This is a genomic window from Amycolatopsis halotolerans, from assembly GCF_042647905.1.
Lineage (GTDB): Bacteria > Actinomycetota > Actinomycetes > Mycobacteriales > Pseudonocardiaceae > Amycolatopsis > Amycolatopsis halotolerans.
Window position 1 is genome coordinate 39,798 of sequence record NZ_JBHRWI010000011.1, and the last position, 15,079, is coordinate 54,876.

Consider the following 15,079-nt stretch of genomic DNA (forward strand, 5'->3'; position numbering starts at 1 on the left):
GGCATGCTGTGCGCGGGCTTTGCTAAGGAAAGGGACTCCCGTGACGGAACCGGCCACCGCCGAGGCGATCGACCGGCTGAGCGACGACTGGCAGTTGGACGAGGCCGAGGAACTGGGCCGCCAGGCGGTGCGGGACTTCCCGGACGACCCGGCGCGGTGGATCGCGCTGGGGAAGGTGCAGCTGATCCAGTCCCGCCGGGAAGAGGCGCTGGAGTCCTTCGCGCACGCGGTGAACTGCCCGGAGTCCCCGGCTCTGGCGGCGGCGTGGCTGGTGGCCGCGTTGAGCCAGCTCCGCCGGTTCGAGGAGGCGCACGAAGCGGCCGAAGCGGGGCTGATCCGGTTCCCGGACGACGCGGAGATCCTGCACGCCCGGGCGCGGATTCACTGCGATCAGGAGGATTGGGCGAGCGCGCTGCCGATCTTCGAACAGGCGCTGGCGGCGGATCCCGGGCGCATCGACACGGAGCGCTGGCGAGTGATGGCGCTGGCTTCGCTGAACCGGTACGAGGAAGCGGAGGCGGCCGGCCGGCGGGCGATCGAGCGGCATCCGGGAGAGCCGGATCCGCTGACGACGATGGGCTGGATGGAGGACGAGCGCGACCGCGACGAAGAGGCGCTGGCCTGGTACGAACGCGCGCTGGCGGTCGATCCGCGCAGCGAGTGGGCACTGCGGTCGAGGATCAGCACCCTCTGGTACCTGGACCGGGCGGAGGAGGCGGAGGACGCGGCCAAGGCGGCGCTGGAGCTGCTTCCCCGCGAACCGCGGCTCCTGGCCGAGATGGGCTGGGTGGCCGACTACCGGGAGCGCGACGAGGAGGCGTTGACCTGGTTCGAACGAGCGCTGGAAATCGCTCCGCGGTTCGGCGTGGCTCATCGGTGGCGGGTACGGAAACTGCGGCTGCTGAAGCGGTTCGGCGAAGCCGAGACGGCCCTGCGGGACGCGCTCGAAATCCGCCCCGACGACCCGGACCTGGTGAAAGAGGGCTGCTGGCTGGCCAAGGACCAGTCGCGCTTCGAGGAGGCGGTGGGCTGGGCCGATCGGCTGCTGGCGGTCAAACCGCGGGACAAACTCACCTTGCTGTCGAAGGTGGACCTGCTGTGCAAGCAGCGGAGGTTCGCCGAGGCGGAGGGTGCCGCCCAGGAGGCGATCGACCTGCTGCCGGGCGACGTGGGCGGCCTGCTGACAGCGGGCGAGGTGGCCGAGGACCAGTTCCGCTTCGAGGAGGCGCTGAGCTGGGCCCAGCGGGCGTTCGCCGTCGATCCGCAGGACCTGAGCGTGCTGCAGAGCCGGGTGTTCGCGCTTCGCGGGCTGCGGCGGTTCGAAGCGGCCGAGGAGGTCGTGCGAGAGGCTGTCGGACAGCATCCGGACGACCCCGCTCGCTGGGTGCTCGCCGGGTGGGTCGCCGGGGATTTGCTCCGGCACGAGGAGGCTCTCGAACGCTACGACCGGGCGCTGGCGCTGGAGCCCGCGCATCTGCCCGCGCTGCGGTCGAGAATCGAGACGCTGCGCGACCTGCGCCGTTACTCCGACGCCGAAGCGGCGGCGGAGGACGCGATCGCGCGCTGTCCGGAGAACGCGGACCTGCTGGTGCACCGGGGCTGGGTTTACAGCGAACAGCACGAACACGACCGGGCGCTGGACTGGTTCCAGCGAGCCGCCGACCTCGACCCCGGGTCCTCCTGGGCTTGGCGGTCCCGGATGTCGGCACTGGTTTCGCTGCGCCGGCACGGCGAGGCCGAGGCGATCTTCGCGGAAGCGGTCCAGCACTGCCCGGACGAACCGGAACTGCTGATGCAACGGGCCTGGCTGGCGACCGATCGGTTCCGGTTCGACGAGGCGCTTTCGTGGTGCGAACGGGTGCTGGAGTTCGATCCGGCGCACGCTCGGGCGCTGGGGGAGCGCGTGGCTTCGCTGCGCCAGCTGCGGCGGTTCGAGGAGGCCGAAGCGGCGGCGAACGAGGCGATCGAGCTGCGTCCGGACGAGCCGGACCTCCTGGTGCAGCTGGGCTGGGTGCGCTACGACCAGTCCCGGTTCGAGGAGGCAGTGGACGCGTTCCGCCGGGCGCTGGACCTCGATCCGGGACGGGCCTGGGCGTTGCTGGCCCTGTCGGTGGCGTGCTTGCGGCTGCGCCGGTTCGACGAGGCGAAGGAGAGCGCGCAGACGATCCTCGACCGGCAGCCGGGCAACCCCGCCGGCCTGATGCAGATGGCGGCGCTCTGTCGCACCCACGGCAGCGCCGAGGAAGCTCTCCAATGGTACGACCAGGTGCTGGCGGTCGACCCGAAGCACGCCAGCGCGCTGGAATGGCGGGTGACCGCGTTGCGTCGGCTGCGGCGGTTCGGCGAAGCGCGGGCCGCGGTGACGGAAGCGATCGCGCTCTGCCCGGATACCCCTGACCTGCTGGTGGAACGCGCCTTGCTGCTGGGCGACGAGGGGCATTTCGAGGAGGCGCTGGAAAGCATCCGGCAGGCCCTCGACCTCGATCCGTTGCACAGGCTGGCGCTGGAATGGCGGGTGACCGCGCTGCGGCGTCTCCGCCGGTTCCCGGAGGCTGAAGAAGCGGCGAAGGAAGCGATCGAACGTCGTCCGGACGAGCCCGACCTGCTCGTGGAAATGGGTCTGCTGCACGACGAACAGCTGAAGTACGAGGAAAGCATCGGCTGGTTCGACCGGGCGCTGCGGATCGATCCGTTCCTCGTCGACGCGATCACCGGGCGATCTGCCGCGCTGCGCTCGCTGCGCCGCTTCGACGAGGCCGAGCGGGGCGTCGCCGAGGCGCTGGAACGGATGCCGTGGAGCCGGTCGCTGCGCGAGGAGCTCGTCTGGATTTACCACGACAGCCGTCGACTTGACGAAGCTGACCAGCAGCTCGCTTTGTTGCGAGCCGATGCGCGGAATTCCGGCGAGGAGGCCGAAACCGCGGCGCAATCGGGCTGGATCCGGTTCGCCGCGGGGGACTATCCCGCCGCTGAGGAACGGTTCCGCACCGCGTGCGAGAAGGAGCTGGACAGCGCTGATCACCAGTTCGGTCTGGCCTGGTGCCTGGTTCGGCAGGCTACGCCGCAGCGTCGGGACGAAGCCGAGAAGCTGTGTTTTTCCGTGCTGGAGAAGGAGAAGCAGTATCACGCCGCGCACACCTGCCTTGGGGTGCTCAATTTCCAGCGGCGGCAGTTCGCTCAGGCGGAGCAGCATTTCCGTCGTGCGGTCGAACTGGATCACCATCACGCCAGCTACGTCGATCTCGGTGCGCTTTACTCGCAGCTGGGCCGGTTCGACGAGGCGGAAGCGCACCTCAACGCGGCGCTGGAACGCGATTGGTTCGACGCGCAGGCGCATGTCGAACTCGGGTATCTCCACCTGCAGCGGGGAATCGACGATCCGGCGGGCAAGCCCAGTGCCAGTGCCGCGCGGCATTTCCGGCAGGCGCGGCAGATCGATCCGGCCAACGGGAGCGCGAGTCTCGGGCTCGCCGTCGCGCTGATGCGGTCGGCAGGGGATTTTGTCGAGGGAGAAGACGTACTGCGGCAAGCGTTGCGCCGCAACGACTGTGACCTGCCGCGGTGGCAATTGCTGGTGGCAGTGGCCAAATTGCTCATCGAACGCGGTGATGCCACTCAGGGCAGGCAGTTCCACGCCGACGCGCTCGCTCACGCGCAGGAGGCGATTTCCCTTGCCTCGAAAGAAGCCGAGCCGTATTTCGTCGCCGCGGTCGCGCGGTACAAGCTGGCCGAGTCCGCCGGGGACTTCCCGGCGAAGCCGATGCAGCGGCGCAAGGCGATCCGTGATCTGCGCCGGTGCGTGAAACTCGATCCGGGGAACGTAGAGGCGCAGCGCAGCCTGCAGATCATGGAGGAAAGCCTGCGGATCACGCGGAGCAGCACGGCGGGAAGCGTCATCGTGGTGGTCGTCGGGATCGCCGCGCTGATCGCGTTGTGGGTCGCGTTCTTCTTGTCCGACAAGATCACCGGCGTCATGCTGACGACGCTCACGCCGGTGCTCGTCGGGCTGATGGTCGTGGGATTGGTGCTGCCGTTCCTGATCCGGTTGAAGCTGCCCGGCGGGGTCGAGGCGGATCTGAGCGCGAGCATCCGGCAGATCTCGTCCGGCCCGACCGGCGAGGAGACGTTCGGACCGGGCCGGTTCAGCGTCACCGCGGCCGCGTCGAGTCCGGGGCCGCAGGGGCAGTTGGCCAGACTTTGAGTTATCCCTGGGCGATGGGCCAGAGGTCGTCGTTGAGGAGCCGCTTCACGATCTTTCCGGTGGCGTTGCGGGGAAGTTCGGGTACGAAGTAGACGTCGCGCGGCACCGCGAACCGGGCGAGTTTCTGGTGGATGTAGTGCCGGACGTCCTCGGCGTGCATGCGCGCGCCGTGGCGGAGCACGACGTACGCGGCGAGGCGCTGCCCGAACTCGTCGTCCGGAACACCGACCACGGCCGCGTCGGAAACACCGGGCAGCGCGGCCAAAGCTTCCTCGACCGGACGCGGGAACACGTTCTCGCCGCCGGACACGATCATCTCGTCGGCCCGCCCGGTCACGAACAGCCGACCCGACGCGTCCTGGTAGCCGACGTCGCCGGTGGCCATCAGGTCGTGGGCGCGCGGGACGCTGGAACCGTTGGTATAGCCGTCGAAGAGCATGTCGTTGCCGACGAAGATCTGGCCCTCGTCGCCGGGCGGGACCGGGCGGCGGTCCTCGTCCAGGATCGCGACTTGGGTGCCGGGCGGGCAACGGCCGGCGGAGGTCGGTGCGGCGCGCAGGTCCGCCGGGTCGGCGATGCTCGCCCAGGACACCTCGGTGGAGCCGTAGAAGTTGTAGAGGACGTCGCCGAAGGTGTCCATGAACGACGTCACGAACGCGCCCGGCATCGCCGACCCGCTGCTCGCCACGATCCGCAGCGACGACAGGTCGTACCGGTTGCGCACGCGTTCGGGCAGGTCGAGGATCCGCTGCAGCATGATCGGCACCGCGAACAGCGCGTCGCAGCGGTGTTCGGCGATCGTGCGCAGCGTGTGCTCCGCGTCGAACCGGCGGATCAGCGACAGTTCCGCGCGCAGCGCCATGCCGAGCTGCATCGCGGCCAGTCCCCAGCTGTGGAACAGCGGGGCGGCCACGGCGATCTTGTCCCTGGCCCGCAACGGGATTCGCGACAAAACGGTCGCCGACGTGCTCACGCCCTTCGGCGTCGGACGGCGCGCGCCCTTCGGGGCTCCGGTGGTGCCCGAGGTCAGCACGACGATCCGGCCCTCGCGTTCGCTCGGCTTCGGCCGCGCCGTGGGGGCGTCCTGGAGCAGCTCGTCCAGCGTGCGGTAGCCCTGGTCGGCGTCGTCCCACGTGCTCACGCGCGGGAATTCGCCGGGCACTGACGCGATGATCGGCGCGAACTCGTCGTCGGCCAGGACCGCGGCGGGCGGGTGCTGCGTCAGTACTTCTTCGACCGCGGCGGGGGAGAGACCGGTGTTGAGGAGGACGACGTCGACGCCGAGCTTGCTGCATCCGACGAACGCCTCGACCATCGCCGCGTGGTTGCGGCACATCAGCGCGACCCGCGAACCAGCCTCGACGTCGAGCGCGGCCAGTGCGTTGGCCAGCTGGTTGCTGCGTTCGTCGATCTCGCCGAACGTGCGCGAGTTGCGCTCGTCGTGCACCGCGACGTCGTCGGCGCCGCGGGCGGTCGCGGCGAGGTACCCGCCGGCCAGCGTCGCGCCCCAGCGGGCGAACGAACTGAGCTGCTTGACCACTTTGTCCGGCCGCCCGGCGGCCAGCACGCCGGCGCGGACCAGCGTGTTCGCCGTGCGCAGCGCAGTCGCCGGCTCATGCTCCGGCGGGTCGCCCGGCAGGCCGGACAGCTGCTGGCCGATCCGCTTCGACAGCTGCTTGAGCAGGCCTTTCGCCGTGCCGCGCGCGAGCAGTCCGGAGTGTTCCGGCGGCAGCGACGGGAGCATCATCCGCAGCACGATCTCGGTGCCGCCGCGCGGGACCGGGCGCAATTCGATCGACACCCACGTCCGCTCGTCCGGCAGCCCGCACCAGACGACGTGCTCGCCCGGCCGGTACACCGCCGCGTGGACGGTGCCCTCGACCATGGTTTCCCGGTCCGGGGCCAGCCGGATCAGGCAGTGCGGGCCGCGGCCGCGTTCGGCGGGCACGGTGACCTCGCACCAGCTGATCGCCGGGACGAACCTCGGGTACAGCTCCGGGGTGCCGACGATCTGCCACACCTGTTCGGGCGAGTGCCCGACCACCGCACTCGCCTCGACTACATCGTCTCGCATCGCGATCCGCCTCGCCGCCGCACGCGTGTGGGCTCCCCGGTCCTTCCCGGACGCGTGTGTTCAGGTTGCGGGGACGCTACCAGGCAAGAGAGGCCTGGGGTACTCCGAAGGACCGGAAATCCAACCAGGTGGGAATTTTCTTGCGGCGTTTTCCGCGCCGACGACGGACGCGGCCGGGCGGGTTCCGGCGCCCCGGACATAATGGGCCGAGTGGAGCAATTGGTCGAGGAATACGGACCCAGCTGGGACCCGGGCCCGTACGAACGGGGCACCGACGGACCGCGCGTGATCCTGGTCGGCGCGGACACGTCGCCGACCGGGCTGCGGGCGACGGCCTACGGCGGCGGTCTCGCCCGGAGGCAGCGCGCGCGGCTGGTCGTGGTGTACGTGGCGGCGCCGACGGTGTGGACCGGGCTCGCCGCGGCCGCGGTCGTCGACGTGCAGCAGCAGACCTTCGAGGAAGAGATCGAGCAGTTGCGCGCGGAACTGCGCGACCGGGCGGCCGACCTGCAGGTGCCGGTCACGTTCGTGGTCCGTCGCGGCGAGACCTTCCCGGAACTGCGCCAGGCCGCGCAGGAGGTGAACGCGGACATGGTCGTGGTCGGCGCGTCCGAACAGGGCGGGCACCGGCTCGTCGGCTCGGTCGGCAACCGGCTGGTGCGCGCCGCGACCTGGCCGGTCGTCGTGGTGCCGTAGGGCGCGTGCGCGTTTGTGCCGGTTAGAACCGGCATTGCCACTCACGAGGCTTCAGCGAGGTGGAGGCGTAGTGGATTTCGTCGAGGTCGTCGCGCGCTTGAGGGCCGCCGGGTGTGTCTTCGCCGAGGACGAGGCCCGGCTCCTGCTGGGCCAATCGGGCGATCTGGCCGGGATGGTCGAGCGGAGGGTCGACGGGGAACCGCTGGAGTACATCCTCGGCTGGGCGGAGTTCGCCGGTCGCCGGTTCGTCGTCGCGCCGGGTGTTTTCGTGCCCCGGCACCGCACCGAGTCGCTCGTGCGGCTGGCCGTCGGGTTCGCGCACGACAAAGCAGTGGTGCTCGACCTGTGCTGCGGCTCCGGCGCACTGGGCGCGACGGTCGCGGCCGAGGTGCCCGGGATCGAGCTGCACGCCGCCGACGTCGAGCCCGCCGCGGTCGATTGCGCTCGGCACAACGTGCCTGGTGAGGTCTACAAAGGCGATCTCTACTCCCCGCTTCCGCAACGGTTGCGCGGCCGGGTGGACGTGCTGATCGCGAACGTCCCGTACGTCCCGACCGACGACGTCGCGCTCATGCCGCCCGAGGCGCGCGACCACGAACCCCGCGTCGCACTTGACGGGGGAACCGACGGTCTCGACGTGCTCCGTCGCGTCGTCGCCGAGGCCCCGGCGTGGCTCGCGCCGGGCGGGCACGTGCTTTTCGAGGCCAGCGAACGCCAATCGGCCACTGCTGTCGCCGAGGTGCGCCGGGCCGGGCTGGCCGCGTCCGTCGAAGAGGACGACGAACTCGGCGCGACAGTCGTGGTGGGACTGCGCGAACACTGAGCGGCGAACCGGATTCGCCCGCTTTCCGTACTGCGTGCGGCCGGTGGGGCCGTCTAGGGTCGACGCATGAAGGTCGGCCTGCTCACCCGGGAGTACCCGCCGGACGTGTACGGGGGAGCGGGGGTGCACGTCGAGTTCCTCGCGCGGGAACTGCGGTCGCTGGTCGACCTGGACGTGCACTGCTGGGGCTCCGACCGCCCGGACGGCGCGCACGGGCACCGCGACGCGCACGGTTACGCCCAGCCCGCGTTCGCCACGATGGACATCGCGGTCTCGATGGCCGACGCGCTCGCCGGCCACGATCTCGCGCACAGTCATACCTGGTACGCGAACCTCGGCGGTCATCTGGCGAAGCTCGCGCACGGCATCCCGCACGTCATCACCGCGCATTCGCTCGAACCGCTGCGGCCGTGGAAGGCCGAGCAACTCGGCGGCGGCTACCGCGTGTCGTCGTGGATCGAACGCGATGCGTACGAGGCTGCGGACGCGATCATCGCGGTCAGCTCCGGCATGCGGCGCGACGTGCTCGCCGCGTATCCGAACGTCGACCCGGCGCGGGTGCACGTGGTGCGCAACGGCATCGACACCGAGCTGTACCAACCCGATCCCGGCACTGATGTGCTCGAGAAGCACGGCATCGATCCGAACCGGCCGTACGCGCTGTTCGTCGGCCGGATCACGCGGCAGAAAGGCGTGCCGCATCTCGTGCGCGCCGGGGCCGCTTTGGACGAAGACGTGCAGCTGATCCTGTGCGCGGGCGGCGCGGACACGCCGGAGCTGGACGCGGAGTTCCGCGGGCTGGTCGCGGACCTGCAGGAAAACCGGTCCGGCGTGCACTGGATCCCGGAAATGCTGCCGCGCAACGAAGTCGTCCAGTTGCTGACGCACGCGCTGGTGTTCGTGTGCCCGTCGGTGTACGAGCCGCTCGGCATCGTGAACCTGGAGGCGATGGCGTGCGGCACCACGGTCGTCGCCAGCGACGTCGGCGGCATCCCGGAGGTGGTCGCCGACGGCGAGACCGGGGTGCTGGTGCACTACGACGAGTCCGAGCCCGGCGCTTTCGAGGCCGGGCTCGCGCGCGGGATCAACGACCTCGCCGCCGATCGCGCCCGCGCCACCCGGCTGGGCCTCGCCGGACGGGACCGCGCGGTGGGAGAGTTCGGCTGGGCAGCGATCGCCGCCGCGACGGTCGGGGTTTACGAGGCGTGCGGGAGGGTTTCGTGATCGACGGATCCGATGTGCTGGGGATCGTCCTCGCCGGCGGCGAGGGCAAACGGCTGATGCCGCTGACCACCGACCGCGCGAAACCCGCGGTCCCGTTCGGCGGCGTGCACCGGCTGATCGACTTCGTGCTGTCCAACCTGGTGCACGGCGGGATCCGCCGGATCTGCGTGCTGACGCAGTACAAATCGCATTCGCTGGACCGCCACATCTCGACGACGTGGCGGCTGTCGTCGCTGACCGGCGAGTACGTCACGCCGGTGCCCGCGCAGCAGCGGCTCGGCCCGCGCTGGTTCCAGGGCAGCGCGGACGCCATCCACCAGAGCCTGAACCTCGTGCACGACGAATCGCCCGCGTACATCGCGGTGTTCGGCGCGGACAACATCTACCGGATGGACCCGCGGCAGATGATCGACGCGCACATCGCGTCCGGCGCGGGCGTGACGGTCGCCGGAATCCGCGTGCCGCGCGCGGAGGCCCGTTCGTTCGGCGTGATCAGCACCGGGGACGGGACGAAGATCGACGCGTTCCTGGAGAAGCCCGAGGACCCGCCGGGCCTGCCGGATTCGCCGGACGAATCGTATGTGTCGATGGGCAATTACGTCTTCACGACGCAGGTGATGCTCGACGCGCTGCACGCGGACGCCAAGAACCCGGCGTCCAAACACGACATGGGCCGCGACATCATCCCGGCGCTGGTGGAGAAATCCGAGGCCGCGGTTTACGACTTCAACGGCAATGTGGTGCCCGGCGAAACCGGCCGGGACCACGGCTACTGGCGCGATGTCGGAACGATCGACAGTTATTACGACGCGCACACGGACCTGATCTCGACGCAGCCGATTTTCAACCTGTACAACCGGAAATGGCCGATCCTGGCCCATCCCGGCCAGCGCGCGGCGGCGAAGTTCGTGGAGGGCGGCACGGCGACCCAGTCGATCGTCAGCAACGGCTGCATCATTTCCGGTGCGCAGGTGGTGGATTCGGTGCTGTCGCCGGACGTTTTCATCGAGAACGGCGCTGTGGTGCAGGGTTCGGTGCTGCTGGACGGTGCGCGAGTCGGCCGCGGCGCGGTGGTGCGGCGTGCGATTCTGGACAAGAACGTGGTGGTCCCGCCGGGGGCGCACATCGGGGTGGACCTGGCCCGGGACCGCAGCCATTACCACGTGAGCGATTTCGGGATTGTGGTGCTGGGCAAGGGAGAAACCGCGATCTAGCGGAGGGTGGCGCTGCCCCGTTGTCCCGATTGCCGGGCACATTCGGTCAGTAACCGAAGCGCGACCTCGGTCCGTCCTGCTGTGCCCGCCCCGCGACGCTAAAGTCACGCGTCCGGCAGGCACTTCGAAAAGGACTCCCGCACTGTGAACCAAGAGACCTCGTTCAACCCGGCACTCGGCTTCGGCTCGGGCGGAGTGGTCGTCACGGTCCTCACGATCGTCGCGCTGTGGCTGGTGTTCGCCAAGGCCGGATACCCCGGCTGGGCGGCGATCATCCCGATCTACAACGTCTACGTCTGGCTGAAGGTCGCCGGCCGCTCCGGGTGGTGGCTGCTCCTGCTGCTCGTCCCGCTGGTCAACCTCGTGGTCGTCATCGTCGTGTCGCTCGACATCGCCAGGGCGTTCGGCAAGAGCGGCGTCTTCGGGTTCTTCGGCCTGTTCCTGTTCTCGATCATCGGCTACCTGATCCTGGGCTTCGGCCGGGCCCGGTACACCGCGCCCGGCCCGCGGTGACGACCCCGGTTCAGCCCAACGCGGCGACGGCGCGCGCGATGACGTCGGAAGGGCTCGGCTGCCCGGCGATCTCCGCGCGCACCTCGGCCGCAGCCACCGCGAAGGAATCTTCTTCGAACAGTCGCCGCACCAGTTTCCGCAGGGTCTCGACGTCCACAGCAGACGGATCATGGCTCAGCCCGACGCCCCGCTCGACCACCCGCTCCGCCGACATCGGATTGTCCGCGAAACTAGGCAGCACCAATTGCGGCACCCCGTAGAACAACGGCGCGGCAGTAGTCCCGGATCCGCCGTGATGCACAATCGCCGAACACTCCGGCAAGAACGCCGACAGCGGCAAATACCCCACCGAGCGGACGTTCTCCGGAAGCTCGCCCAGCTCGCTCACATCAGCGGCGCCCGCCGCGAGAATGACCTCGACGTCCATCCCGCCGAGCGCGTCGAGCACCACCTTCAGGCTGCTGATCCCCGACATCGCCGGCACGACAGTGCCCAGCGTGACCGCCACCCGAGGCCGCTGCAGCTTCCGCAGCGCCCACTCCGGCAGCACCGACCCGCCGTTGTAGGGCACGAACTGCATCGGCCACCACGGCGCGCCGTCGCGTTCGTCGGCGGGCTCCTCGTCCGCGCGCAGGCCGCCCATGCTCGGCGCGCGCGGGTCGATCCGGGCGATGACGTTCACCGGGGCGTCGCCGATGCCGAGCTTCTCGCGCATCAGCGTGACGAGGTCGCTGTCCAGGAAGTCGGCGTGCTCGGTGCGCCACGAGAGGTCCCGGGCCGACCACGAGATCCGGTTGCCGACCTCGAGCGCGGGCACGCCGAGCGCGGCCGCGGCGAGCGCGCCGGTGCCGTGGTCGGACGGGTAGACGACGAGGTCCGCGCCGAACGCCCGGCCGGCTTCGATCGTGCCCTCGGTCATGGCGGCGGTGAAGAGCCCGAACGGACCCTGGTGCTGCCGCGCGATCCGGTACTCCTCGGGTTCGTCCGGATCCGGCGCGGCCCCGTCCTTGATCGTGGCCAGCAGGTCCGTCCAGACGTCGCGGCCGGGGAATACGTCGACGACCGGCAGCCCGGCGCGCGCGGACACCTCGGCGATCTCCGCGGTGGTGGCCAGCAGGACGTCGTGCCCGGCGGCGCGGGCGGCCCAGACGACCGGGATCAGCGGCAGCGTGAGCCCGTACCCGGGCGCGGACGCGAACAGGATCTTCACCTCCTCGAGACTGCCAGAACCGTGATGCTCCCCGCATCCCGGTTTCGGTTTCCGCGCGGCGGTAACGCGCGGGGCCGTCGCGGCGACACATCCGCAGATCATCACTTCCGGAAAGGCCCGGTCCCCATGCGAAAAGCCCGTATCGCGGCGTTGCTGACCCTGGTCGGCCTCGGCATCGCGATGTCCCCCGCCGTCACCGCCGACGCGGGTCAGACCAGCACCTGGTGCACCAAAAAGGAGCAGGTCGCGATCCTCGGGACGTCGGCCGACACCGGTTACGGCACCACGGGCTACAAGTCCGCTACGGACACTTACGCGCCGACGACCTACGGCTGGACCACGAAAATCGCCAACGACCTCCACGCGCAGTGGAACACCACGACGAAGAACTACGCGCACAACGGCGCGATGGCCACCGACTACCTCCCCGGCGGCCGCTGGCCCGACACGACCGGCGCGCTCGCCGACATCACGCAACGCCAGCCCGACCTGGTCCTCGTCGACCTCGGCGGCAACGAACTGATCTCGCAGGCCGACCCGGCGGTCTTCAAGGCGAACCTCGGCAAGGTCATCGACAACATCCGCACCGCCCGGCCCGGGGTCGACATCCTGCTGTCGATCTACGCCGAGCTGAAGTGGACGCCCAACCCGTGGGGCGGCCAGACGCAGAAGTACTTCTGGTCGCAGTACGCGACGTCGATCTACCAGACGGCGGTCGAGAAGGGCACCGCGCTGGTCGATCTGCGACAGTACATCCCGCCCGCGGGGTCGGCGAATCTGCCCAACCCGAGCCCGTGGCTGGCCGACAACGTGCACCTGAACGACGCGGGGAACCTCGCCGAGTACGGGATGTGGTGGGGGTGGACGTCGAGCCTGGGGAGCATTTGCTGAGGCGTCCGGAGTAGTCCCGCCGCGGTGTCTCCGGGGGACGCCGCGGCGGTGAAACCAGCGCGACATCGGCCGGTGACTGGCCAGGATCGGTGGCCGCCTGTTGCTCGCGTTGGACCCGGTGCCGTTGACCACTGCTCGCGTATCTGAGAAGCGCGTGGTCGGGACCTGTCGGCACTTCGCGGTGAAGGACCTCGCCGACCTGTGCTCCAGCGACGATCCCGCAGCCGTGAGCGCGCTGTACACGCACGAGGATCGGAGAGCCTGATCCGCTGACGACGGCGTCGGGTTCAGCGTCCGATTGCCGCACGGACTGCGGGCACGACCTCGTGCAACCACCGCTGCCGGGACTCTTCCCGCTCGGCAACAGTGCCGACGTTCGGGAAGAACACGAACCCGTCCGCACCATGCTCTTCGCTCGCCTCGGCCAGCTCCGCGGTCCAAGCCCGCACCGACCCGGCGAGCACGCCCATCCCGTGTTCGCCAGTGCCTCGGGAGAGTGGGGCGGCACCGCCGCTGATGGTGCCGAAGACGTTGTACAGGGTGGAAATCGCGGCCGGATCGCGACCCGCCTCGACGGCGGCCCGGTCGATGAGCGGGCGGGATTTCGCGACCGTTTCGCTGCGCCAGTCCTGGGCGACGGCGGGAAACCAGCCGTCGGCGAGGCGGCCGGTCACGGCGAGCGAGGCGGGGCCGATCGAGCCGGTCCAGATCGGCGGTGTCGCGGCGGCGGACGGCAGCACGCCGGTGACGCGGTGGAATTCGCCGTCGAAGGTGACCGGTTCCGTGCCGCCGCCGGTGAGGGCGCGCAGGAGTGTGATGCCTTCGGCGAACAGCCGCACCGCCTCGGCCGGCGTGCGGCGTTCGACGCCGAATGCCTCGATCTGATCCCACAGCGCGCCCGCGCCGACGCCGAGCCGGATGCGTCCGCCGGAGAGTTCGGATAACGCGCTGACTGTCCGGGCCAGCGCGGGCACCGGGCGGATCGGCAGGTTGGTGACGGTGGCCGCGCCGCTGATCCTGGACGTCGCGCCGAGGACGAAGCCGAGCGTGGCGTACGCGTCGAGATGCCGCGCGTGGTACGGATGATCGGTCACCGTGACGACGTCCAGCCCGGCGTGATCGGCCTCCTGCGCCTCAGCGATCAGCCGCGCGGGATCGCCCTCGCCGACCGCGGTGCCGTTGAACCCGGAATCGAGCCGGACTCCGAAGACGGTCATGGTCCCTCCCCGTTCCGACCTTGCCGGAACTCTCGCGCCGGTGCCACCGGCCCGCGGTGGCGGAACGCGCCGACGGGGTCGCTGTTGCTGCTGCTCACAGCGTTTCCGCAGGTCAATGTGGGTGGCGTAACCTCGGCGTAATCAAAATCCAGGTAGCGTCGCCGACGTGGTGACTACGCGGCGGAGGGCGGAACGGGCCCGGCAGATGGCCGACGGCCTGCGGCAGCGGATCGTCGCGGGCGAGGTCGGCGAACTGCTGCCCAGCGAGCGGGAGCTGGGCGAGTGGTTCGGCGCGTCGCGGAACGTCGTGCGGGAAGCGCTCGCCTTGCTGCGGGACGAAGGGCTCGTCGAGCGTCGGCAGGGCGTCGGGACGCTGGTGGTGCGCCCGAAGTACGGCCACGGTCTCGACCGGTTGTCCGGGCTGGCGGAGGCGCTCGAAGGGCACGGCGAGGTCGTGAACGAGGTGCGCGCGGCCGAGACGGTCGCCGCGCCGCCTGCGGTCGCGGACCGCCTTGGCCTGGCGGCGGGGGAGGAGGTCGTGCACCTGGAGCGGGTCCGGCGGCTCGGCGGGGTGCCGTTGTCGCTCGACTCGACTTATCTGGTGGCGGATTTGGGGATTCCGTTGCTGGGGAAGGATTTGGCGCACCGGGATCTGTTCGCGTTGCTGGAGGAGACGAACGGCATCCGGCTGGGGCGGGCGGAGGTGGAGGTCCATGCGGTGTCCGCTGGGCCGGATACGGCCGCGTTGCTGGAGATCGCGCCGGGGACCGCGGTTTTCGCGCTGGACCGGTTGACGCGGCTGCCGGACGGGCGGCCGGTGGACGCGGAGTGGCTGCATATTCGCGCGGATCGGTTGACGTTGCGGGCGACTTTGCAGCGTGGAGCGGAGTGACCCGCACCGGGAGAGGTGCGCTGAGATTGGGAGTGATTCGGTTGGCAGGCCCCGGTTTCCGGCGGCGGACAACGCGCGGCCTGGTTCGTGATGCACGCGCCGCGGCGCGCGGACGAGAGAACGA

11 protein-coding genes are annotated in these 15,079 nt (G+C 70.1%); 8 read left to right on the forward strand and 3 right to left on the reverse strand.

What is annotated here, in order from left to right; genetic code table 11:
* Positions 1-40 precede the first annotated feature (40 nt).
* Positions 41-4,201 carry a tetratricopeptide repeat protein gene (locus ACFORO_RS07710; RefSeq protein ID WP_377870684.1) on the forward strand — a complete coding sequence of 1,387 codons (4,161 nt, stop codon included), beginning with the start codon at positions 41-43 and terminating at the stop codon, positions 4,199-4,201.
* 1 nt (position 4,202) lies between these two features.
* Here ACFORO_RS07710 and ACFORO_RS07715 read toward each other — a convergent pair whose 3' ends face one another.
* Positions 4,203-6,275 (reverse strand): AMP-binding protein, encoded by a 2,073-nt coding sequence (locus ACFORO_RS07715; RefSeq protein ID WP_377870682.1) that lies wholly within the window; start codon positions 6,273-6,275, stop codon positions 4,203-4,205.
* 201 nt (positions 6,276-6,476) lie between these two features.
* Between ACFORO_RS07715 and ACFORO_RS07720 the strand changes: the two genes are divergently transcribed.
* The 5 genes from ACFORO_RS07720 to ACFORO_RS07740 all read left to right on the forward strand — a co-directional run bounded on the left by ACFORO_RS07720 (position 6,477) and on the right by ACFORO_RS07740 (position 10,745).
* Positions 6,477-6,971: a universal stress protein gene (locus ACFORO_RS07720; protein ID WP_037713536.1), complete on the forward strand. Its 495-nt coding sequence runs from the start codon at positions 6,477-6,479 to the stop codon at positions 6,969-6,971.
* Positions 6,972-7,041: 70 nt separating this feature from the next.
* Positions 7,042-7,794: a putative protein N(5)-glutamine methyltransferase gene (locus tag ACFORO_RS07725; RefSeq protein ID WP_377870680.1), complete on the forward strand. Its 753-nt coding sequence runs from the start codon at positions 7,042-7,044 to the stop codon at positions 7,792-7,794.
* Positions 7,795-7,860: 66 nt separating this feature from the next.
* Complete coding sequence (gene glgA / locus ACFORO_RS07730; RefSeq protein WP_377870679.1) at positions 7,861-9,018, forward strand: glycogen synthase; 1,158 nt, start codon at positions 7,861-7,863, stop codon at positions 9,016-9,018.
* A complete protein-coding gene (gene glgC, locus ACFORO_RS07735; RefSeq protein ID WP_354744632.1) occupies positions 9,015-10,232 on the forward strand; it encodes a glucose-1-phosphate adenylyltransferase in 1,218 nt (405 codons plus the stop codon). The genes glgA and glgC overlap by 4 nt, the downstream gene beginning before the upstream one ends.
* 144 nt (positions 10,233-10,376) lie before the next feature.
* A complete protein-coding gene (locus ACFORO_RS07740) occupies positions 10,377-10,745 on the forward strand; it encodes a DUF5684 domain-containing protein (RefSeq protein ID WP_377870678.1) in 369 nt (122 codons plus the stop codon).
* Positions 10,746-10,755: 10 nt separating this feature from the next.
* Here ACFORO_RS07740 and ACFORO_RS07745 read toward each other — a convergent pair whose 3' ends face one another.
* Positions 10,756-11,955, reverse strand: a complete 1,200-nt coding sequence (locus tag ACFORO_RS07745) for a glycosyltransferase (protein ID WP_377896507.1) — start codon at positions 11,953-11,955, stop codon at positions 10,756-10,758.
* A 126-nt stretch (positions 11,956-12,081) separates the two neighbouring features.
* Here ACFORO_RS07745 and ACFORO_RS07750 point away from each other — a divergent pair, with 126 nt between their 5' ends.
* Positions 12,082-12,846 carry an SGNH/GDSL hydrolase family protein gene (locus ACFORO_RS07750; RefSeq protein ID WP_354744626.1) on the forward strand — a complete coding sequence of 255 codons (765 nt, stop codon included), beginning with the start codon at positions 12,082-12,084 and terminating at the stop codon, positions 12,844-12,846.
* Positions 12,847-13,133: 287 nt separating this feature from the next.
* On the opposite strand, the gene ACFORO_RS07755 is transcribed toward ACFORO_RS07750, so the two are convergent.
* Positions 13,134-14,063 carry an LLM class flavin-dependent oxidoreductase gene (locus ACFORO_RS07755; protein ID WP_377870676.1) on the reverse strand — a complete coding sequence of 310 codons (930 nt, stop codon included), beginning with the start codon at positions 14,061-14,063 and terminating at the stop codon, positions 13,134-13,136.
* Positions 14,064-14,229: 166 nt separating this feature from the next.
* Between ACFORO_RS07755 and ACFORO_RS07760 the strand changes: the two genes are divergently transcribed.
* Positions 14,230-14,955 (forward strand): GntR family transcriptional regulator, encoded by a 726-nt coding sequence (locus ACFORO_RS07760; RefSeq protein ID WP_377870675.1) that lies wholly within the window; start codon positions 14,230-14,232, stop codon positions 14,953-14,955.
* Positions 14,956-15,079 lie beyond the last annotated feature (124 nt).

Coding starts and splice junctions, on each gene's coding strand:
- ACFORO_RS07715 (WP_377870682.1), bottom strand. CDS start 6,275: ATGCGAGACGATGTAGTCGAGGCGAGTGCGGTGGTCGGGCACTCGCCC.
- ACFORO_RS07720 (WP_037713536.1), top strand. CDS start 6,477: ATGGGCCGAGTGGAGCAATTGGTCGAGGAATACGGACCCAGCTGGGAC.
- glgA (WP_377870679.1), top strand. CDS start 7,861: ATGAAGGTCGGCCTGCTCACCCGGGAGTACCCGCCGGACGTGTACGGG.
- ACFORO_RS07750 (WP_354744626.1), top strand. CDS start 12,082: ATGCGAAAAGCCCGTATCGCGGCGTTGCTGACCCTGGTCGGCCTCGGC.
- ACFORO_RS07755 (WP_377870676.1), bottom strand. CDS start 14,063: ATGACCGTCTTCGGAGTCCGGCTCGATTCCGGGTTCAACGGCACCGCG.